Genomic DNA, 21,714 nt, shown 5'->3' with positions numbered 1-21,714 from the left:
ATATGGTGTACTCATAGGTGTGCTAAACCCTAGGAATCTTCTCGGAATAAAGTTACTATGGGTTCGGCGTTAGTCAAGGGAAAACCCGACTAATCCACTCGACTTTTTAGATGAGGGACATAATAATCAGGTTTGTTTGTTCCGCTTGCATAGGATTTGGGACAAACAAGCCTGGTTTTGTCCCAGTAACGATGGGAGGGTAGGTATGCTCATTTCTTCCAAGGGCCGCTATGCCCTCCGACTGATGATCTATATCGCGGCGCTCGGTGACGCCGAGGGCAAGATTGCTCTGCGCGAGGTTGCCGACCGCGAGCGCATTTCGCAGAAGTATCTGGAACAGCTGGTTCGTCCGCTTATGAAGGCTGGCCTGCTTAAGAGCGTGCGCGGCAAGGGCGGCGGCTACATGATGGCCAAGGACCCGGCCGAGGTGCGTGCTGGCGACATCCTGCGCGCTGTCGAGGGCAGTACGGCTCCGGTGGCGTGCGACGGCATCGACAACAGCTGCGCCCGTAGCGATCTGTGCTCAACCGTCAAGTTCTGGCGCGGCCTGGACGACGTGATCGAAAACTACGTCGACGGCGTGACGTTGGCCGACCTTGCTGCCGTCCCCGAGATCAACTTCGACATTAAGCTGTAGGTTGAGCGCAATTCCTTAAGATTTCGCGGAGGGTTGTTGCCGTTTACCGAGGGGTTGTTGTGCAACAACGGGCGAGCTGCAATACTTACTCTTATCTTTGCAAACTGCACTTTAACTACACCAATGCAGGGAGGATCTTATGCAGCGCAAGCATTCTGCTATTGTCGCGGGCCTGACGCTGGCGCTTTCGTTTGGCGCCGTTTCCGCGCCGGCACCCGCCGCTGCCGAGGAGCCCACGCCGGGCGTTGCCTCGGGTGCCACCGATATCGATAAGGGTCTCTATACCCAGCAGTCCTTCTCGGGCGTGCTGAGGTCGGTCCAGGGCGTTTCGTTTGTTAACGTTACCCCCGAGATGAAGTACTTTACCAAGTACGAGAGCCATGGCAACTATAACCAGGGCTTTTCGTATGGCGACGGCTATAACGCGCTGGGTTATTACCAGTTCGACCGTCGATGGTCGCTCATTCCGTTTATGAAGCAGGCCTACAACTACAACCCCGAAAAATACAGCATGCTCAAGGATGCGATTGATCGCGGCAGCGAGATTTCCAACACGAGCAATGCCATGTACGAGAACGGCCAGCTCACCGAGTTGGGCCGTATTGCGCAGGAGGCTTTCCAAGGTGCTTATAACACCGACCCTGTTGAGTTCTCGGCTCTGCAGGATGCGTATGCGTACAACTCGTACTATGCGGTGACCGAGGCGTGGCTCAAGAGCGGCCTGGGCATTGATATTTCGGGCCGTGCCGATTGCGTTAAGGGCATGGTGTGGAGCATCACCAACATGTGCGGCACCGGTGGCTGCAGGGACTTCTTCCGTTGGGCAAACCTTTCTAACAGTATGACTGATCGCGAGTTTGTGACGGCGCTTTCCAACAGTGTGGTCAATAACGTGGCGACCAAGTATTCGAGCCAGCCCCAGTATCATGAGGGCTGGAAGAACCGCTACCGCAACGAGCTGAAGGACTGCTTGGGGTATATCGCCGAGGACGAGGCCGCTGCCGCTGCGACGCCCGTGCAGCCCGAGCCCACGCCGGCGCCCTCGCCGACGCCTGATTCGAATGACGACTCGAGCGACGATGCCAACGATGACAGGATGGATTCGCCCTCGACCGATGCTGACGGTGATGGCTCTGCTGGTGGCACTACCAACAACGGCTCTACCTCGAACGGCTCCGTTTCGAACGGCTCTGCTGCGGGCGATTCGTCTTCAAGCTCTGCAGGCAATACGGACAGCGACGCTTCTGGTTCGACCGGCGCTGGCACCTCTAACTCATCCACCGGCTCGAGCGATTCGTCCGTTGGCACCGGCTCTAACAACGGCTCCGGCTCTGACGCAACCCCTGGTTCCGATGCTTCCAAGGATGACTCGAATAAGGCGCCGGACGTTCCCGTTGCTTCGCCGGACAAGAAGCCTTCTTTCTCCGAGCAGCTTGGTTCTACGCTGGGCTCTTCGCTGATGGCTGGCGTCAATAACGGCTCGACCCAGAACAAGGGCAACTCTGATCAGGTTTCCACGGAAAAGATCGAAGCCGCAAAGGGCGACTCCAAGGACAAGGCTTCCGAGAAGACCGAATCCGATAAGGGTTCTAGCTCTGAGGAGAAGAGCGACAAGTCCGAACAGAAGAAGGACGAGGATAAGAAGTCTGAATCTGAGGAGAAGGACAAGAGCAAGGCCGAGGGCGAAAAGAAACAGTCCGAAGACGACGACAAGAGCGGTGCTGACAACCAGGTCCAAGAGCAAAATGACTCCAAAACGGTGACCACCACGACCACGACGACTACAACTACCAAGTCCTCGGGCGGCAACATGCCCAAGACGGGCGATCTGATTGTGATGGCGAGCCTTGCCAGTGCAAGCTTGGCCACACTGGGCGCTACGTCTATCGTAAGTGGTAAGCATAAGCTCGATCAGCAGAAGAAGGCTTCTGGGGAGGACGGCTTGGAGGAGTAATCTTCCAGATCGTTTTCTATAAGAGTTTGGGACGGGGTCCGGTGCGGCGGCATCGGCCCCCCTTTTTTTGTTGTGCAACGATTTGTTATGCCCCCTCGGGGGTCTGTTGCTACCGCTGCCCGAAACGTTTGCATGTCGATATTGTTGCGCTCTACCCGCTCGCTACAATGGGCATCGTGCTGCGTTAGAAGGAGAGTTTACGGTGTCTGAACAGGTGAATTGTGGTTTTACTCATGCGTTTGGTGCACGGTTGCTCAATCATGCGGATAGCGCAGCTCTACCGGTTGATGCACGCGACTTTTCCGATGCAATCAATCGGTGTTTACTCGTCGATAAGACTATGTTTATTGCCGATATATTGGACAGTGAAGCACCTGTTGCGCTTTGCTGTCGGCCCAAGGGTTTTGGCAAGAGCATGAATTTATCGATGCTCAAGTGCTATTTGGAACGACCTGATCGCCGGCTGCCGGATCGAAGCCTGTTCGCTGGTACCCAGATTTGGCAGGCGGGCGGCGGTCGCTATCGTGATGAGTACGCGAGTTATCCGGTCATCATGCTCGACTTTACAGCTGCCGCTTCGAGGCATGGTGCTGGTGCTGCGGCAGCAATTCGCGGGGCTGTCGTGCGCGAGTGCGCCCGATTACTGCCGCTGCTTGCCGCGCCTGATCTGTCAAGACGTGAGGTTCGTCTTATCGAGAGGGCGGCGCGTGGGGTGGCCAGCGATAAGGAGATCGATGCGGCGCTTGGCGTGCTTATCAAGCTGCTCCAGGCAGCTTTCGATGAGCAGGTTGTTCTTCTGATAGACGACTACGACGCGGTATGTCCAAAGCGTTTGGACGCTAAGGACGACGGTAGCGTGGATTCCCTAGAGTCGCTCAGCCGAATGCTGTTCGACACCATTGCCGACGCCGGCGACTCGTTGCGATTGACGTGTCTTATGGGCGAGCGCCCCGGTCCTGCCGAGCTTGCGTTGTCCCAACGTGGGGTTTCCTATCGGTCGGCGACAGCGTTGTCGAGTTGGTGTGATCGATGGTTCGGTTTTTCGGACGACGAAGTCCAAGTGCTGTTGGATTGCATCGGTCGCAACGGCTGTCTGGATGACGCGCGTGAGTGGCTCGAGGGCTATCTGTTTGGTGGTTTTTATTGCTCGAGCCCGGAGCGCGTGGTGGACTACGCACATCGCGATTGCGTCGCGCCCGTTCGGGCGGATCTGTATTGTTACGCCGACCGTCTGGGCGCATGCGTCGGCGACTGGAATCTCATTCGCCTGTCCACATTGTTCGATTTGGTTGAGCCGCATGGGTTTATTGAGGCGCCAGTGCATATGCATGCCGAGGAGGTCGATGCCGCCAAGCCCGAAGATATCTGGACTGCGCTGTATCTGTCTGGATTCCTTACGACGGATATGACGGGGCATTCGGAGGACGGCGCGTGCCTTCGTTCCCTGCGTCTGCCTAATAACGAAGTGCGTCAGGCGCTCCGTCTTGTAATTCTGGAATGGTTTGAGTGCGCCGTTGAGGACGTTGGAGTTATCGACTCGTTCCATGACGGGCTGTGTCGAGGAGACGAGGACACTGTAAAGCAAGCTTTGAGCTGTGCTATCGGCGATCTGGGCATCGATGTGGGCCAATCAGATATGCCGACAGCCTATCATCTGGCGCTTCAGGGGCTCTGCTTTGGACTGCCCGGCTATTGCAATCCCAGCTCCAAGCGAAGTGGCGTCTCGGATCGCTGGGATATCCAGGTGATTCCCACCGGTCGGGTGTTTGACGTGGCCGACACGCTCGGCATGCTCGATGAGCGACCGCTCATTACGGTCAACATGTTGTACGACCCTGGCGTCGATGCCCTGGGCCTGGAACTGTTGGCGGTTCAGGCGCTGCTCGACATAGAGCGCGACGGCATCGATGATATCCGCGTGCCGCGCCCCGCCGTCGGGCGCATGCGTTGGGGTTTTGGCTTTGACGGTCAGCGTGTGTCCGTGGTGTGCCAACGACTGTAGCGGCGGGCGAAAGCCCTTTACTACTCGGCGTCCTTCAGGGGCGGCATGGGCTTCCAGTTGGGATCCTTAACGATCTTGCGGGCGTCCTTCATGCCGCGGCGCAGCGCCGGAATGCCGGTCTTAAAGCATTTGTCGACTGCTGCCAGACGAATGAACTCCTTGCAGAAGGTCGCGGCATTGCCCAGACGGAACAGCATGGGGTGGTAGTCACCGTAGATCTGCATATAGCGAGCGAGGAAGCCTCGGTTGCGCATGATGTAGTAGCGGTTGGTGTCGCTCGTGGAGTTGAGCTGTCGTTTGCCGGCGATATCCCAGTTGGAGACGGCGCGGGCGCGCTTGAGCACCACGTCGGCAACCACGGCGGCGGGGAAGTGCTGGCTGGCCACGTAGCCGTAGCAGGCATCGTCGCCGTAGATAAAGAAGCGCGCGTCGGGCAGGCCAATCTTGTCGACCACGCGGCGCGAGAACATGCCGCCCTCAAAGCACAGTTGGTTCATGGTGCGGTAGCCCTCGGGCCCCAAGTCCCACTTGGCGATGGGGTTAGGGATGCCGAGCGAAAGGATGAGCTGGTACTGCCAAAAGAAAGCGCCGCCGTCAAAGTCCAGGCGCGAACCCTGGATGACATCGTAGCGGTCGGTCCACTTGGCAAGACGCTCGATGCCTTCGGGGATGACGAGCACGTCGTCGTCCATCACCCAGAACCACTGGGCCCCCAGATCGTAGGCGCATTTAGTGCCAGCGGAGAAGCCGCCCGCACCGCCGCCGTTTTCGAGCTGCGGGGCGTAGATGACACGGTCGGTGCCGCCCTGCGCGTCGGGCTGCTCGGTGTCGATGCCCCACAGGCTGGCCAGGCGCTCGTTGAATGCGGTGCACATGGCCTCGGTCTCGCGCGAATTCTCGTTATCGACAATCACGATGCGCCAGGGCGTTGCCGTGAGCTCGGTCATGGAGTCGAACAGGTTGGCCAGGAGTTCCTGGCGCTTGTACGTAACGACAACGATGGCGAGCTTATCGATGGGAGCGGGAAGGGTTGAAGGCATGGGGCAATATATCCTTTCACGCGCGGCGGGCGAGCGCTGCGCGGAAGCTATCGAATACGTCCTTGGGACTGTTCTATTGTAAAGGCTCACCGCACCTTGTCGGCAAGCTTTGAATAAAACGCAGGAACCTGCCACGGGTGTAGCGGCTTTGGCGTCTGACGGCAGCGTGTCTATTGCCGCTTGAGCTAGCGAGCGATAAGGCTTCTAGCTGCATCGATGATGAGAAGCGCCAGAGCAAAGACGATGCTAATGACGGTACCCGTGACGATACATATAACTGCCGGGCTGTTTTGGCTGACCAGTATGTTTGCGAGCAGGGTGTTGAAGACGGGACGCCACAGGCTACTGGTGAGCGACTGCATCACATAGAAACCGAGCGTGGCGGTCGATAAGGTGACGATGACACCTGCATTCCGCGGATTGCCTAAGGCCCTGCGTCGGGTAGCCGCAAAGAGCAAGGAGGCGGCAGCGAGGGCAAACGAGATCAACGAGGTCGATTTGTAGGAGAGGACTGCCATCGCCGTGAGGTTGCCGGTGAAGGAGAGTGCTCCTTCCAGGATGGTGGCGAGCGCCAAAATCGCAGCGAGCGACCGCATGCCCAAGGCGCCCGCCCTGTCCGAATCCATGACATCGGTAACGTCGCGGAGCAGACCGCCGATCAAAAACGCGATTACGTACGTGGCAGCGCTCATGAGCTTCTGGAGCCAAGAAAACTCGCCGGTGCTTGTCGTACTCATGGCGGCTATATACCCGTTAACAACAAATGCGAGGATGCCAACGGCGATGACCGTCGTCGTGTAGCTCTTCTGGGAGAGTCGACTCTTAGCCAGTCCAAACCATGGCGCCATGAAGACCGTGGCGGCATAGACCCAGATAAACTCAAGGCCTAGCGTGTACCAGTAGTGCGTGCTGAGGGTAACATCGGGAATGGGGGAGACGACCGTGGACCACGCGAGCGCCACGACGCAATAAAACGCAGTGGGCATAACGACCTTGCCCAGACGCTGCGCCGTCCGTTGCATTTGCGACTTCCACGTTGTTCCACCGTCCCAAGCACGCGCGGCTGAGGCGATGAGAAAATAGCCCGAGATCATAAAGAAGGCCTCGTTGGCCCAGCAGCCTAGCAAGTTAATAAAACCAAGCACGCCGGAATGGGGGAAGGCGGCAAGCGGCGCGTATTCCGGCAAGCCGACGCAGGTCGCTTGGAAGGTCCACTGAAAGGTGTGAAACACCGCGATACCGGCGACTGCGACCAAGCGCAAGGCCTCGATGGATATGTTGCGTGCGGCTTTGGGCTGCATGACGTCCTTTCGTATCAGTTTGCCTCTGCGAGCTCCATAGATTATATAAACGCCCGCTGGCGCGCTGACCCTTTGATACCATGAAACGACAGGTATTTCCTAAGGAGCACATTTGTCTACTAACGCCTCTGGCAGCCCTGTTCTGTCGCTGCTTATCCCCATTTACAATGTTCAGCGCTACCTGCGCGAGTGTCTCGATTCCGCCCTGGCGCAGACGCTCAAGGATATTGAGATCATCTGCATTAACGACGGGTCGACCGACAACTCGCCGGCGATTATCCGCGAGTATATGGAGCGCGATGGGCGCGTCAAGATGATCGACAAGGCCAACAGCGGCTACGGCGACTCGATGAACCACGGTCTGGAGATGGCGCGTGGCAAGTACGTTGGCATCTTGGAGTCCGATGACTTTATGGCGTCCGACGCACTCGAAAAGCTTGTCTCGGCCGCCGATACCAATAATGCCGACTTTGCGAAGGCGAACTTTGATTTCTACTGGTCTAAGCCCGAGGAACGCCGTTCGCTGCATGAGATGTTTAGACCTCAGGATTGTGGCAAGCCGGTGCACCCGAGCGATACGACGCAGTTCTTTAAGCAAAAGCCGTCGATTTGGTCGGCCGTGTACCGTCGCGATTTTCTTGAGCGCAACGGCATTAAGTTCCTGCCGACTCCGGGGGCATCCTTTCAGGACACGTCATTTGCCTTTAAGGTGATCGCGTGCGCCGATAAGGCTGTTTACCTGCATGATGCCGTGTTGTCGTATCGCCAGGACAACGAGAATTCCTCGGTCAATTCTTCGGCTAAGGTCTTTTGCGTCAATACCGAGTATGCCGAGATTGAGCGTTGGATTCGAGAGGATTATGCCCGCGACCACGCAAGTGATGACGTCGCGCGCATGCTCAAGTTCAATCAACTCATTAAGTACGATTCGTACATGTGGAACTATGTGCGCCTAGCGCCTAAGTTCTATAAGGAGTTCCTGGTGCAGATGGCTAAGGAATTTCAGGCGGCCTTGGACGCGGGGGAGTTTTCGCTTGACGACCTCAAGCCGTGGAAGCGCGCGAATCTCGCTGCCATTCTCAAAGATCCTGAGGGCTGGGTTGACGAGCATCCGAGTTTTGCGACGGATGGTGCCTTGGGGCGCGCTAAGTATTACGCCTCGGTTGGAGGCCCTGGCGTGGTCGCCGCCTTCCTCATCGAATCGCTGAGGGGGTAGGTCGGCATGGGAGAGGTCTCGTGTCCTAAAGCTACCATTGTCGTCCCCGTTTATAACTCAGTGCGTTCCATTCAGCGATGCCTCGATTCGCTGTTGGCCCAGTCCGAGCGCTCGATTCAGGTTGTCTGCGTCAACGACGGTTCGACCGATGATTCGTTGAACGTGTTGCACCAGATCGCGCAGGCCGACGATCGCGTACTGGTGATTGACCAGGAAAACGCGGGTGTCTCGTGTGCTCGAAATGCCGGTATCGATGCCGTCGAGGGCGAGACCGTCTTTTTTGTGGACGCCGACGATTACATCGATGCCCAGACGGTCGAGCGCGTGCTGCATTCCATGGAGTCTGCAGATGCCGAGGTCGCCGTCTTTGGCGGCGTCTGTGAACCAGCCGATGCTGCCCCCAAACGCGTCCAGCAACTCATGAGCCCCAAAGCCGGTACCTTCGGCGCCCGTGATCCCCAACTGCTGTTCCATTCGAATGCGCAGCCCTATGCCTGCCGTGCGGCTTTTTCGCGCCAGCTGCTCAATCGCGAAGGCATTCGCTTCGCCCCCGGTTTGGCTTTGGGCGAGGACGTCGTCTTCCAATTCGCGGCTTATGCGCTTGCCCGCAAGACCGTCGTCATGCCGGACAAGTTCTACCACTACGTGATGGAGAGCGAATCGGCGACGCACGAGTTCAACAGTGCCGAGGCTCGCGCCAAAAAGCTTGACGCCCACATGAGAATGCTCGAGGAGGTCTTGGAGGACTGGGCAGCCTACGGTCTTTTGGACCTGTGTCCCGGCGAGCTGATAACTTGGTTTTTGGACCTCATTGTGTTCGACCTGGCGCGCTTGGATGCCGATGACTTCCATCGCGTGGCGGCTCGCGTCAACATGGACCTCACCACGTTTTTGGGAACGGAGTGGGCGGATATGCCTGCTAAGGGCGCCGTTCGCCGTGTTGCCCACAAGCTCGTTGCGGCGACCTCGGGCGTTTCGATGGTAGACGCCACGCTGTTCTATCTTTCGACTCGCGGTCTCAAAGCCTGCCTGGAGCGCTTTCTCTAATTCCAAGCGCTGCCGCCCGCCGCAACTCGGCTGCTAAAATAACCCTGTTACACGCTATTCAACAGGAGGTTCTCTTGCAGAACTCTGATACCCCTAAAGTTTCGTTGCTCGTCCCCATTTGCAATGTCGAGCGCTATCTGTGCGAGTGCCTCGATTCTGCCGTGGCGCAGACGCTCAGGGACATCGAGATCATCTGTATCAACGACGGCTCCACCGATAGCTCGCCGGATATCATCCGCGAGTACATGGAGCGCGACCCCCGTGTAAAGATGATCGATAAGGCCAACAGCGGCTATGGCGACTCGATGAACCGCGGCCTGGAGATGGCGCGCGGCGAGTACGTGGGCATCCTTGAGTCCGATGACTTTATGTTTGAGGATTCGCTCCAAAAGCTGGTCGCCAAGGCCGATGCTGAACATGCCGATGTGGTAAAGGGCGACTTTTACCTGTATTGGTCCACGCCCAGCGAGCGCCGTGAGCTGTTTGGGATTGTCGACGAGCATATGACGGGCGCCGCGTATCGCCCCGTCGATCGCCCGGGCATCTTCTACCGCAAACCTTCCATTTGGTCGGCTATCTATCGGCGCGAGTTCCTCAACGACAATCAGATTCGGTTCCTTCCCACGCCAGGTGCTTCGTATCAGGATGCGGGTTTTAACTTTAAGGTCTGGGCATGCGCCGAGCGTGCTGCGTTTATCGCGGACCCCATTTTGTGCTATCGCCAAGATAACGAGAAGAGCTCCGTTAATTCTCCTAACAAGGTGTTTTGCGTGTGCGACGAATATACCGAGATGCAGCGCTTTTTGGATGAACGCCCCGAGCTTAAGGCTCAGCTTCAGGGTATTTTAATGCGCATGAAGGTCGATACGTACCGTTGGAATGATGAGCGCCTGGTCGATGAGTTGCGCGAGCAGTTTTGGGAGAAGGCCTCTCCCGAGCTCAAGTCCGATTGGGATGCCGGTTGCTTTGACCTGTCGCTGTTCGATCCGCGTGGCGAGACCGACTTGCGCCTGATGATCAAGTCGCCCCGCGCCTATATCGATTCGCGCTTTGGCTTTAAGAAGCCGGGCAAGCTCAATACGTTTAAGCATTACTTTAAGATTGGCGGCCTGCCGCTGGTCTGGCGCGTGCTGACGTATCAGCGTACCTACGGCGACAACCCACATCCCGATGACGTTCCGGTCGCACAGTAGGAGCGAGTGACTATGGCTACCCCCAAGATTTCCGTTGTCGTTCCTATCTATAACGTGGAGGAGTGCCTGGCTTGGTGCCTGGACTCCCTGCTTGCGCAGGACATGCCCGATTGGGAAGGCGTGCTGGTCAACGATGGCTCGCCGGACGGTTCGCGCGATATTGCGGCTGCCTATTGCGAAAAGGACGCGCGCTTTACGCTGGTCGATAAGCCCAACGGCGGTCTGTCGAGCGCCCGCAATGCGGGTATCGCTGCGTCCACGGCGCCTATTGTTGCTTTTTTGGATTCCGACGACCGCTTTACGCCCGATGCATGCCGCGTGATCGTCGATGCCTTTGAACGCGAGGATTGCGACGTGTTGACCTTTGGCGCGAATCCGTATCCGCTGGAGGCGGGGTATCCGTGGCTTAAATATGTGCTGAGCCCGCGCGATGTGTCGTTTGAAGGCTATAGCTCTGACCTGCTGTTTAAGGAAGCGTCTCGCCCCTTTGCATGGCGCACCGCCTGCAAGCGTGAGTTTTTGCTGGGCAACGGGATCGTGTTTGACGAAACCGTTAAGTATGGCGAGGACCAGGTCTTCGATTTTGCCGTGTACGGTCGTTCGCGTAAGACCGCGCTTATCTCGAACAAGCTGTATGACTACCGCGTGGCGCGCAAGGGCTCGCTTATGGACACCATGCGTTATGACGACGAGACGCGACTGCTGGAGCACGTGAAGATTTACTCCGCGGTGCTGGCTGACTGGCAACGCGACGGTCTCGATGTCCAGTATGCCGATGACCTGGCGTACTTCCTATGCGATCTGGTGCTGTACGATGCGCTCAGGTTGCTGGGTTCGGACTGCGGCAAGGTGTTTGCCGCCGTTGCCGCGGCGCTTGCCGGTTCTGCCGTGGGCAGCGATGCTGCGCTCGCACAATGCGCTCCTTCTGTTGCCGCTATGGTGCGTGCGGCGCTTACCAGCAAGGCCCCCAATGCCCGTGAGTGCAAAAAGCTCATGTTCGATTACGACGTCTTGAGGTTTGGACGCCTGGGTGCCTGCAAACGTATGGCAGCGAACGCCCTGGGAAAGCGAGAAGTGTAGATGAGTATCAAGCGTTTGGCACTTTGCCGCAGTCAGGGCCGTCTGTTTGTGCTGCTTCGTTTTGCCGGTCAGGATGTCGCCGCGCTTATTGAGTGGGAGGGTTCTCAAGCGTTTGCCCATGCGACGACGAGCGGTTCTTGCGTGCCGTCGCTGGTGCTCCCGGTCGATCATGGCCGCGTGCTGGCGCTTTGCCCTTCCGTTTCCGATTACGGGCGCGAGCTCGCCGTCTTGGTGCTTCCGTTTTTGGATGGCTCGTCGATGGATGTCGTTTTTGCATCCGGTGGCCAAAGGTTGGGCTCCATTCGCCTCGATAGCCGCGTGGCCAAGCTGGAATCCAAGATTAACTACAAAGCAAAGTCTGCGCTGTGTGCGCTTATCCGCGATGCGCAGCGTGGCGAACACTGCGGCCGCTACGAGATCGATGCCATTCGCTATTTGCCGGCAGACGCCGGCGCGGTGTGGCGCTATGAGGTTACGTGGGTGGGGGACTCCAAGTGCACCCCTGAGCTCCAGATTTTCGATGCGCATATGAATGCCATCGATGTCACCGTGCATGTGTTTGAATCGCAGATCGATGTGCCGCAGCAGAACGGATGCCGCGTCAATAAAACGTATTTGAGCGTTGAGATGCCCCAGGATATACGTGATTTTGTCGCGATTGCGGCTGATCCCACGGGCCTAATCCAGAGCGGTTTTTGCGCCATGGATGGTCGCCTGTACAACGGCATGGTCAACGACCGCTGGAACCGTATGAAGGACGCGCGTGCAGACGGCGCAGCTTATCGACGTTGGTTTGAGCAGCATCGCGCAAAGCCGGGCGATTTGGCGTGCCAGCGTGTCACTTCGGTGGCTTTTGCCTATAGACCGCTCGTGAGCATTGTGGTGCCGTGCTACAAAACCGATCGGGTCTACCTGCGCGAGCTGCTGGACTCGGTGCTAGCCCAGAGCTATGACAACTGGGAATTGCTGCTGATGGATGCTTCGCCCGAATGGGACGCGGTGTCTAATCTTGCGGCCGACGCCAATGACGAGCGCGTTCGCCGCATCGAGTTGCCCGGCAACGGCGGCATTGTGGTCAACACCAACGCTGGTATTGAGCAAGCGACGGGCGACTACATCGCGTTCTTGGACCATGATGACATCCTGGAACCGGACGCATTATTCCACTATGTTTCCGCGCTGAATAAGGCTGCCGAGGGCGAGCGCCCCCAGGTCCTGTTCTGCGACGAGGACATGTTCCAGAAAACGGGGGAGTGGGGTCAGCCGGTCTTTAAGACGCGGCTCAACGTCGACCTGCTCTATAGCCATAATTGCGTGACGCATTTCCTTATGGTGGAGAAGGCGATCATCGATCACATTGGTATATCTCCAGAAGACGTTGCGGGTGCCCAGGATTACGACCTTACGCTTCGCTGTCTTGCGGCGGGCGCACGGTTTGAGCATGTCGCGCACGTGCTGTATCACTGGCGCGTGCATCCGGGATCGACCGCCGATGGTTCTGCCGATAGCAAGCCGTATGCTATTGAAGCCGGGCGCCTTGCGCTTCAGCGCCACTTTAACGCGCTGGGCGTTCGCGGAACAGTCGAGGAGACCGAGACGCCGTTTGTCTATCGCATGCGCTATGCGCTACCAGAGCCTGCGCCGCTGGTGAGTATTGTGATTCCCACCAAGGATCACATTGAGACGCTCGACGCCTGTGTGATGTCGATCGCCCAGAAAGCAACGTATACCAACTACGAGATCGTTTTGGTGGAGAACAACAGCGAAGCCCCGGAGACGTTTGCGTATTACGAAACCCTGCCAGAGCGCGTGGCTGCAGCATCTGAAGGCAAGGGCATCGCGCGCGTTGTGTGCTGGCCGGGCGAGTTCAATTACTCCCAGATCATCAACTTTGGCGTGGAGCATGCCAAGGGTGATTACCTGCTGCTGCTGAACAACGATACCGAGGTCATAAGCCCCGATTTCATCGAAGAGATGATGGGCTATCTGCAGCGTCCCGATGCAGGCGTGGTGGGCGCCAAGCTCTATTTTGCCGACCATCTGGTGCAGCACGCTGGCATTTTGGTCGGCGTGCGTGGCGCACTTGCCCATGCCAACCAGGACTTCTCGGCAAAGCGCGAGGGCTATCTTGCCCGCGCTGTGCGCCCGGGCAACTTTAGCGCCGTAACGGGCGCCTGTCAGATGGTGCGACGCGACGTATTTGAGCAGGTCGGCGGTTATAACGAGGAATTCGCCGTCGGTTTTAACGACGCTGACTTTTGCCTGCGCGTATGGGAGGCGGGCTACCGCACCATCTTTACGCCCTATGCCGAGCTGTACCACTACGAGTTCACCTCGCGTGGCAGGGAAGAAGCCAACGAGGAAAAACTGCGCCGTTGGAAGCGCGAGCAGGCCCTGTTCATGCAGTGCTGGCCGGAGTTCTTCCTGAAGGGCGATCCGTGGTTGGGGCCGAACCTATCCTCCGAGAGCGAGTATTTCTCGGTCTAAAGCAATGGTTTTTGGGATGTACTAAACTTTCTTTCGCTATGAGCTTGGAAGAAAGCAACGTTGGACTACCTACTAAGACAAATTACGAAAGCTCGATACTTCTGCGATAAGTTTATACAGGCTTATATAACTCGATATTATCCGATATAAGTAGATATTGCACTCGCCTTTGCCGGCTTACCCGCCGGCGTTATGGATCTTATTAACGGCAAGGCGCTTACGTTCTTGCGTCGTGCTCTTCCCGAAGATCTGGCCCTCCTTTGGGGTATCGTCGCGGCGGGTGACATGTCCTCTATGTCGGCGTACTTCGCCACGGTGTTGCGGCTCAGGTGAAGTGCCCGGGCTATCTTGAACCCCGGGCGCCCGGCCGCCTCCGTCGACCGTATATCATTCACTGTGTCCAGGGGCACGGTCATCTCCCCATCCTTCCCGGGCGGCCTCGCCAAAGTGCCCGCCCGGGGAAACCGTATGGCGAGGGCCGCGCTCCCGGTTCCCGGGGGTACGGCCCTCCTGCTCAAACTGCTCAGTTTCAGTGCTCACGGTGCTCGATTGCCGGCGATCACGCGGACCTCTTTTTAGTGATAATTAACACCCGTCGACATGCTCGACCTGACGCCAGGGGCTCATAGAGCCTGCGCGCGCCGAGATGGGCGATACCCCGCTGGCCTAGCCTTAAGGTAAAACGGAATAGGCGGACCGAACGTCCGACTGGGTCTGGGAAGCGGCGTCAGGCGGAGGGCGAAGCATGGCCACCGAACCCATCGAAACACATCTCCACCGTTCCTCCAACTGGGAAAACGCCGCCCCCCTGGGCCCACTGGGTCCGCGGGGGCGTTCGGATAACTGCCGGAACGGCCTATTGGTTCAATGCGATCGGCTGAGATCGGAAATCAACCGATGTTTAGCGATTGTGTATGATTTTCAACCGGATAAATGTTATCGAAACTCTTTTCCTCTCTATTTTGGGGTATCAAGAGTAGAAAGGGAGGTGATTTTATGAATCATAATCAGGCTATTGAATTGGAGAGAATAGTTAGACGTGTATATGACTGCGATAGGGCCGGTATGGGTGGCTATATTGATGCTGATAATTTTTCCTCCAATCCTTTTGATGCGGCGTTGATTGCACTTGCTCCACTGTGGAAGAATGACTCAGATCGACAGGTTGAAAATTTCCTGTATAAATGGGACCACATTATTCGAGCAGAAGTCTCGCCATCGGATGATTTGGTTGAGTCCTACATTGTCGAGTTGGAGCGGATAGTACATGACTTGGGCGGCGCTTCTCTCTGTTAGTCTGAGATTGACTCAACTTGGTCTCAGCACCTAAGTCAATTGTGCAAATAATGGGGTCGCTTCGAAAGCATCGCTTCTCGAAGCGACCCCATTGTTTGTCTCTACTTGTGTGCCCCGAAGGGGCTCGTTCTTTCCATATCTATCTGTCCCATCCGGCCGAACGCCCTGTTCCCGAATCATTACCCGTTATCTAAACTGTTGGATTGATTTGGCTCTGTTGGACCATGATTGACATTCTGCCCCAATCATCTTTTTGAAATTGCAAGATAATCGCCCCCTTGCCGGGTTTGAATCCGGCAAGGGGGCGATGTGCTAAAGATCTGTCGGGTCAATCGTGAGGGTCCCATCGCCCCAAGTCGATTTGCCGGCTATCTCGCCGTCTTCCCCTCGGGCGCCGGCGTCTTGACCCTCATCTCGAACGGCATCCCGCCCTCCCGGACGGTCGCCCTGAGGAACGCGTTGACGGCGGTGGAAATGGACAGGCCGAGCTCGTCCAAGATGGCCTGGCCTCCTTTTTGGCCTCCGGGTCGATCTGGATCGTCGTGGCCGGTATGTTCGACGGCATGGCTGCACCTTCCTCGTATATCGCGATGCGACCATTCTACCGTCTCTATGCGGCGGCTTCGGTCCAGTAGTCAATGTAGGGCGGCAGGACGTTGAACATATCACGGATGCGGCTCCTGCACATGCCGTTGGCGAGCTGTCGCGCAACCGTGCGCTCGGCGGTGCCGGAATCGATCGCCATGAAGGTCCGGCACCACTTGAACCAAGCGAGGTAGGCGCCGAGGTGCTTCGTCGACACGCCCTTAAACGGCTTCATGAAGGTATCGAGGAGCGAATGGACGGTGTTGATCCGGTTGATGGTCCCCTCGGAACGGTCCTTGGAATCGTGGGCCGTGTGTGCGGCGACCTCGAGCTCCGCGAGGACGTCGATATAGGCGGACGCCTTGTCCGTCGCCACGACGGAAGCGGACGCGATGCGGTCCCTCAGCACGTCCACGGCGCGTTTCCTCGACAGGATGCCTCGTCCCGAGACCTCGAGAAACGTCTCGTTCGAGTCGTTCACGCCGGTCATGACGCAGATCCGGTCGCGCGACAGTCCGCGCCTGTGCACCTGCTTGCCGGGATGTCGGGAGGGACGTGGCATCGTAAATGACCCCTTCGTGTGGTTGCCCCTGAACGACTCGGGGAAGTAGGTCTCTTCGAGCTCTCAGCCGCAGCCCCGCCCGGTCTTGAGCGAGGGCGAGTAGGCCGAGAGACGCTCGATGAGCCTATGGCGCATGGTGTAGGCTGTTTTGATGAGGCAGACATGGCAGCGCCCCGCGCATTCGCGCAGGGGCAGCATGAGAACGAAGCACTCGGCATAAGCCATCCAGGTCTCCTTCGGGAGCCTGCTCGTCCCCAAGATGTGCCCGCTGCCCATGCCGAAGATCCTGCCGCAATCCCGGCAGAGGTAGCGCTGCTCGCCGTTCTTTGATTTGCCCTTCTTCACGATCGCGGCGGACCCGCAGCGCGGGCAGCGCTCGGCCTCGTAGGCGGAGCCGGCGGCGTTCGGTCCTGCTGAGGCTCGCAACGCCCCTCTTGAAGGTGATTACCAGGTCCTCGGCGTTCATGATGCCCCCATCGTCGCGGTCTACGGGGCTAACGATATGGCACCGTGATGACATATGTATGTCAATCTTGCTCTAACAGAGCCTAACGAAAACGGCGTCAGGAGTTCACCCTTAGGCATTTTGCGGCTATAGGGACAAGGTCGAACATCGTGTGAACGACATCACCCGTGTTTGCAACGGTTGCCGTGAACTTGCCGTTTCCAAAATCCATCAGATGGTAGAGGTTGATCGTCAGATCATGCTGTGCGGCGATTCTTAGAATCCAATAAGCGCAATTGTCGCCACAGGTTGTGGCGTTGTATATGTTCTGAGGCATGAAGTACATGAGCAACAGCGTCTTGGTGCCTCCCGACAGCCTTTCAGGAGGGATGATGCCTAAGATCTTGGTGTTTATTGCGCCGAGTCCAACCACACTGCCTTTATCGATGGATTTAATAATTCTTTGCGCAAAAGCATCTTGAAACCATTCGGGCGAATAGACGTTATCGAAGTAAACCGACGTATTATAGATAACGTTTTCCATATCATCATAGTGAATTGTTAGCACGCTGGTCCCTTCGACTTACTGGTTTAGCATTTAGTGAGATTGATTGTATCGCAGCGTATGAGACGGACGATATTTGCTGGTAACGCATGTGATTGATAACTATTGATAAACAAGTCTTGTATTCAGTGCCTGTTTTGTTTGTCCGTGCTTGAACCCAAGTTGCTTTGAAGGTCTATATTTTAGAAAATAATCCACGAGCTAAGATCCGTGTGGCGGCACGTAAAAGCTGTACTGTGCTTGGGCAGGTTAAAGTCCAAGACGATTAGATATCCGAGAGGATATCGAGCCCGCACCGGGGAGATAAGGTGAGTCCGCGCCGGGGACTATAATTCCGGCGACAACTAGGTTTCCGTGAGGATGCCACGGCTGACAGCCAGCAGAAAACCGCCTCTTTGATTATCGGCCGGGGTTATCTCGGCTGTTTTGATTGGGACGGTTGTTATGTTGTTGAATCTTTAAGGGATGAAGACTGTTTTTCAAAGGCCCACGATGTGCATCTGGTCACTCATATCTTTTCGAGACAGAACGATAAGAAGCTATATGATTCTCTCTTGTATAAAGATGATGATTTCGATGATTCCCAGATTCCACGAACTATTAGGTCTCTCCTAGATCCCTCTCTTCTTGCTCATTAGAAGATTCAATGACGCGTGCGAGCGTTGCTTACTGGTGTTTGATTCATGAAGACCACGCTCTACTTTTCTTGAATGCGTTAGCCAGGTTACTCTGTCGATGAAGCCCCAGACGCCTCTGATGCAAGCGAAACATTGGGGCATTTTGCTGTATTTCGCGGCTGTGTATACGCTTTCGTCGTCCGCCACGTGCTTAAACGAATTGCGTGTTTCAGTGGCTTATCGTGTCACTGGCGCTTGCGCTGTTTTGGGCGCCGCTAATTGCTTCAAAAACTAGAGCTAACACTGTGTCCATGGAAGGGCGAAAAAAACAAAAGTTTGCTGAGAAAGTAACCTGCTATTTATAAGAGCAGGTTACTTTCTGCCTTTATAACAATTCCCGCGCTTCGAATAACTGGACTTCCGATGCAGAGGTGATTGTAAGATAATCTTCTCTTAGTAACATTATTTGTGACGGGGGATTCGATATGAAAAAGGCATTGCGTGCCTCAACAGCTTTTTCTCTTGCTGGTCTTTTGACCATTTCATCCTTGATAGGTCCTGTGACTGCTGCCTACGCTGTGAGCAACGTCCCGTCTGCGGACGCTGCCGTGTGCGCTGCGACTGCAGACGATGATGGCGTGGCCTCGCGTGATGCGGGCTCTGTCGATGTCGGCGCTGCAGATGACTCATCGCCGGCAACGAACGTTGACGAATCGGCTGATGAGGATTTTGATGTTGATGTATCTGAGAACTATCAGCAGGCTGAACCGCTCGATTCTTCTTTCCAATATGTATATCTTGCCTACCCGAGCCTTCCCAGCGGGACTGATCAGGTCATTGCCTTTGCTACTCCCGATGACGACGATAGCCTTTCCTCCGCAACTCTCAACTATGTAAGTGCCAATGGAATTCAGGGGACCATTGAAGCATCTGCAACGGCTGATAATTCTGTTGCTTTTACTTTTGGCTCGCAGTTGGAATCTAATACATATTTCCTAACATCGATAACCTACGTTTTGCAGGGTGATGGCACTGAATATGTAGTGGATCTCTCTGACAGGGATTATTCGTTTACGATTATCGATAGCTCCATGAATTCTGAGGGCACTTCTGTTTACTATGCAGATAGTGATGGCAATGCCGTTGAGGCTCAATCGATCCAGCAGGCGTTGGAATGCGCCGATTCGCCTGATGGCGTATCTACCTACGCTGAGCGCTCCGCGCGCAATGTTGGGGTAATTGCACTTGATGCCGGCCATGGCGGAGTTGATTCCGGTGCGCAGGGAAATGGCAAGAGTGAAGCCGACCTTACCTGGAAGATCATGACAGCCTGCAAAAATAAACTTGAAGCTTACGGCTTTAAGGTTGTTCTTGCCCGTGAGCAATCCGGTTACTATCCCAGTAATGACTATCTCTATCGTGTGCAACGCTGCATTGACCAGGGTGCGCAGGCTTTTGTTAGTTTCCACATCAACTCTGGGTCTTCAGGTGCTCACGGAGCAGAGGTTTATGCTCCTACCGCAAATGGCACCGACTACACGCAGGTTTCGGTTGAGCTTGCCAATAAGGTCATGAACAACCTTGCTGCTATGGGACTAACATACCGCGGCGTATTTCAAATGGAAGTTGGCGACGAGTTCGCTGTTATTCGTTGCGCTCGTGAACAGGGGATTCCTGGCATTCTTATCGAGCATGGTTTCATTTCGAATTACGGGGATGTGGCCAACTTTTTCTCGGACGATGGTTGCCGTCGTCTGGGAGAGGCTGACGCTGCTGCGATCATCGCTCAGTTCCCGCATCCTTACTCCATTGATGGGATTTCGTTCTCGGAGGATATGGGACGGGCTGGTACATCTATTAATATCGGCGTGAATGTGGTCGGTAAAACCAATGGGCTTAAATATAAGTTCGTTTGGCATAAGTCTGGTATGGATTGGTCTGACGATAACTGGGGTATTATCGGACAAGACTTGACGAAACCGTCAGTTTCTTGGACTTTACCGAAAGCCGGTAATTATGAGATTTACGCAGATGTTATCGACTCTAATGGTTATATAACGAGCACTTCTGAATATAAGGTTGTCAATTGGTCCCTCGAGTCGCTCGACGTCTCGGGCGACGCCCGCTGCGGCAAGCCGGTCAAGCTCCGGGCCAAGGTGTCCGGCGACGCCTCCGGCCTCAAGTACAAGTTCGTCTGGGAGAAGGGCGGCTGGGCCAAGTGGGGCGTCGCGCAGCAGCCCTCCGCGTCGTCCTCCTGCGAGTGGACCCCGACCGAGCCGGGCGACTACACCGTCTACCTCGACGTGATCAACGGCTCCGACCAGAAGCACATGACCCGCAAGGTCACGGTGGTTGGAACTCCTATTATGGGGAAATCGAGCGTATCTGCTGAGTCGATGGCCAAGGTGTTTACTGCTACGGGAAACGCATATCCCACTCATGTCTATTCGCAAAAAGGCGCTGCGGATATTTCCGAGTTTTGCGAGCAGGTAGTCAATGCTGCTTCCTCGGAAGGGGTTCGACCTGAGGTTGTGTTTGCCCAGGCTATGCTGGAGACCGGCTGGCTTCAGTTTGGAGGCTCGGTTTCGGTTGATCAGTGCAATTTCGCCGGCTTAGGAGCCACCGGCTCACAGATCAAGGGTGCAAGCTTTGATAGCGTTTATCAGGGGCTTCTTGCTCAAACGCAGCATTTAAAGGGCTATGCGACCACCGCATCGCTGACCAACACGTGTGTTGATCCTCGTTATCAGGTTCTTGTCGACAAAGGGCTTCTTGGGGTTTCACCTTGCTTGGAAGACCTTAATGGACTGTGGGCGGTTCCTGGCGACGGTTATGGCCAGAGAATTTCAAAACTCATTGATCGTTTGATTTAGGTCGCAGCCATTTCTTAAACTTCGATTTATTTGATGCTGCTAGTCAGGTGATCTTGGTAAAGGCGGAGGATATTGATGAAGGTCGCATTTCGAAGATTCGTTGCTGCTCTATTTCTTTCTTTGATGGTTTTGCCATTCATGGCATCTTATTCGTTTGCGGCCGACTACGATTCTTCGTCTTCGAATGAAAAACTAACAAAAGAGGTCGTGGGGTCAGCCGAGGACTTCTCCCTCGACGGCCTCTCCGCCGAGGCGTCCGACGGCGGCGCGCCCCTCCTCGGCGACGAGTGCAAGCTCGGCCTGTCCGTGTCCGGCAATTCCGGCTCCCTCGCCTACAAGTTCGTCTGGGAGCAGGGCGGCTGGGCCCGCTGGGGCACGATCCGCAAGAGCGACTCGTCAGCCTCGTGCTCGTGGGTCCCCGAGGTCACCGGCGACGTGAATATCTGGGTTGACGCCGTCGACTCGAACGGTAGGGTTACCACCCGCAAGTTCCCGGTGCACGTGGACGCCTGCCGCGTCTCGGTCGATGGGGGGACGGACATGCAGTGGGCTCCCGGCATGAGTGTCGGTATCCATGCTGCCGCAGCGCCGGGGGCTGAGCTCAAGTTCGTCTGGCAGAAGGATTCCTGGTCCAAGTGGGGGACGGCCCAGGCTGCCTCCACCGAGACGTCCTGCACTTGGAAGCCGTCTTCCTCGGGCAAGTACGAGATCTATGTCGATGTCACGGTCGGTGGCTTGTCTGCGACTGAGACGCTGTCGGTCAGCATAGCCGAGGACTTCTCCCTCGACGGCCTCTCCGCCGAGGCGTCCGACG

Annotated in this window: 17 protein-coding genes and 1 pseudogene; 11 read left to right on the top strand and 7 right to left on the bottom strand. The window is 56.2% G+C overall.

Annotated elements, in window-relative coordinates; all coding sequences use genetic code 11:
- Nucleotides 1-205 precede the first annotated feature (205 nt).
- The 3 genes from DWW12_RS02785 to DWW12_RS02775 all read left to right on the top strand — a co-directional run bounded on the left by DWW12_RS02785 (nt 206) and on the right by DWW12_RS02775 (nt 4,593).
- Nucleotides 206-637 carry an Rrf2 family transcriptional regulator gene (locus DWW12_RS02785; RefSeq protein WP_117736724.1) on the top strand — a complete coding sequence of 144 codons (432 nt, stop codon included), beginning with the start codon at nt 206-208 and terminating at the stop codon, nt 635-637.
- 139 nt (nt 638-776) lie between these two features.
- Complete coding sequence (locus tag DWW12_RS09810; RefSeq protein WP_158564364.1) at nt 777-2,591, top strand: hypothetical protein; 1,815 nt, start codon at nt 777-779, stop codon at nt 2,589-2,591.
- A gap of 202 nt (nt 2,592-2,793) precedes the next feature.
- Nucleotides 2,794-4,593, top strand: a complete 1,800-nt coding sequence (locus tag DWW12_RS02775; protein ID WP_117854888.1) for an AAA family ATPase — start codon at nt 2,794-2,796, stop codon at nt 4,591-4,593.
- Between the two features lie 20 nt (nt 4,594-4,613).
- On the opposite strand, the gene DWW12_RS02770 is transcribed toward DWW12_RS02775, so the two are convergent.
- The gene (locus DWW12_RS02770; RefSeq protein ID WP_117655869.1) at nt 4,614-5,633 is read right to left on the bottom strand and encodes a glycosyltransferase; all 1,020 of its coding nucleotides are present in this window, start codon (nt 5,631-5,633) and stop codon (nt 4,614-4,616) included.
- Nucleotides 5,634-5,818: 185 nt separating this feature from the next.
- On the bottom strand, nt 5,819-6,934 hold the full coding sequence (locus DWW12_RS02765; RefSeq protein WP_117854887.1) for an acyltransferase: 1,116 nt from the start codon (nt 6,932-6,934) through the stop codon (nt 5,819-5,821).
- A 112-nt stretch (nt 6,935-7,046) separates the two neighbouring features.
- Between DWW12_RS02765 and DWW12_RS02760 the strand changes: the two genes are divergently transcribed.
- From DWW12_RS02760 to DWW12_RS02740, 5 genes are all read left to right on the top strand, one after another.
- Nucleotides 7,047-8,150: a glycosyltransferase gene (locus DWW12_RS02760; protein ID WP_117854885.1), complete on the top strand. Its 1,104-nt coding sequence runs from the start codon at nt 7,047-7,049 to the stop codon at nt 8,148-8,150.
- 6 nt (nt 8,151-8,156) lie between these two features.
- A complete protein-coding gene (locus tag DWW12_RS02755; protein ID WP_117854884.1) occupies nt 8,157-9,197 on the top strand; it encodes a glycosyltransferase in 1,041 nt (346 codons plus the stop codon).
- 74 nt (nt 9,198-9,271) lie between these two features.
- Nucleotides 9,272-10,390: a glycosyltransferase family 2 protein gene (locus DWW12_RS02750; RefSeq protein WP_158564362.1), complete on the top strand. Its 1,119-nt coding sequence runs from the start codon at nt 9,272-9,274 to the stop codon at nt 10,388-10,390.
- Between the two features lie 12 nt (nt 10,391-10,402).
- Nucleotides 10,403-11,470 (top strand): glycosyltransferase, encoded by a 1,068-nt coding sequence (locus DWW12_RS02745; protein ID WP_117854880.1) that lies wholly within the window; start codon nt 10,403-10,405, stop codon nt 11,468-11,470.
- On the top strand, nt 11,471-13,957 hold the full coding sequence (locus DWW12_RS02740; RefSeq protein ID WP_117854878.1) for a glycosyltransferase family 2 protein: 2,487 nt from the start codon (nt 11,471-11,473) through the stop codon (nt 13,955-13,957).
- Between the two features lie 137 nt (nt 13,958-14,094).
- On the opposite strand, the gene DWW12_RS09805 is transcribed toward DWW12_RS02740, so the two are convergent.
- On the bottom strand, nt 14,095-14,373 hold the full coding sequence (locus tag DWW12_RS09805) for a hypothetical protein (protein WP_158564360.1): 279 nt from the start codon (nt 14,371-14,373) through the stop codon (nt 14,095-14,097).
- A gap of 580 nt (nt 14,374-14,953) precedes the next feature.
- Here DWW12_RS09805 and DWW12_RS02730 point away from each other — a divergent pair.
- Nucleotides 14,954-15,253: a hypothetical protein gene (locus tag DWW12_RS02730; RefSeq protein ID WP_117854877.1), complete on the top strand. Its 300-nt coding sequence runs from the start codon at nt 14,954-14,956 to the stop codon at nt 15,251-15,253.
- A gap of 368 nt (nt 15,254-15,621) precedes the next feature.
- Here DWW12_RS02730 and DWW12_RS09800 read toward each other — a convergent pair whose 3' ends face one another.
- The 4 genes and pseudogenes from DWW12_RS09800 to DWW12_RS02710 all read right to left on the bottom strand — a co-directional run bounded on the left by DWW12_RS09800 (nt 15,622) and on the right by DWW12_RS02710 (nt 17,413).
- Nucleotides 15,622-15,750 (bottom strand): type II toxin-antitoxin system RelB/DinJ family antitoxin, encoded by a 129-nt coding sequence (locus DWW12_RS09800; protein ID WP_158564358.1) that lies wholly within the window; start codon nt 15,748-15,750, stop codon nt 15,622-15,624.
- 113 nt (nt 15,751-15,863) lie between these two features.
- Nucleotides 15,864-16,448 (bottom strand): annotated as a pseudogene (locus DWW12_RS02720) (IS1595 family transposase); the annotation flags it as partial.
- A 15-nt stretch (nt 16,449-16,463) separates the two neighbouring features.
- Nucleotides 16,464-16,826, bottom strand: a complete 363-nt coding sequence (locus tag DWW12_RS02715; protein ID WP_117854872.1) for an IS1 family transposase — start codon at nt 16,824-16,826, stop codon at nt 16,464-16,466.
- A 137-nt stretch (nt 16,827-16,963) separates the two neighbouring features.
- Nucleotides 16,964-17,413 (bottom strand): DUF4869 domain-containing protein, encoded by a 450-nt coding sequence (locus DWW12_RS02710; RefSeq protein ID WP_233544215.1) that lies wholly within the window; start codon nt 17,411-17,413, stop codon nt 16,964-16,966.
- Nucleotides 17,414-18,512: 1,099 nt separating this feature from the next.
- Between DWW12_RS02710 and DWW12_RS02705 the strand changes: the two genes are divergently transcribed.
- Nucleotides 18,513-20,900 (top strand): N-acetylmuramoyl-L-alanine amidase, encoded by a 2,388-nt coding sequence (locus DWW12_RS02705; RefSeq protein ID WP_117854870.1) that lies wholly within the window; start codon nt 18,513-18,515, stop codon nt 20,898-20,900.
- A 138-nt stretch (nt 20,901-21,038) separates the two neighbouring features.
- On the top strand, nt 21,039-21,714 hold a 676-nt coding region (locus DWW12_RS09920; RefSeq protein WP_199570648.1), incomplete at its 3' end, for a hypothetical protein.

The sequence above is a fragment of the Collinsella sp. AF14-35 genome (assembly GCF_003464565.1).
GTDB lineage: Bacteria > Actinomycetota > Coriobacteriia > Coriobacteriales > Coriobacteriaceae > Collinsella.
The sequence above is the reverse complement of the archived record's forward strand: the minus strand, read 5'-3'. Positions and strand labels throughout refer to the sequence as shown.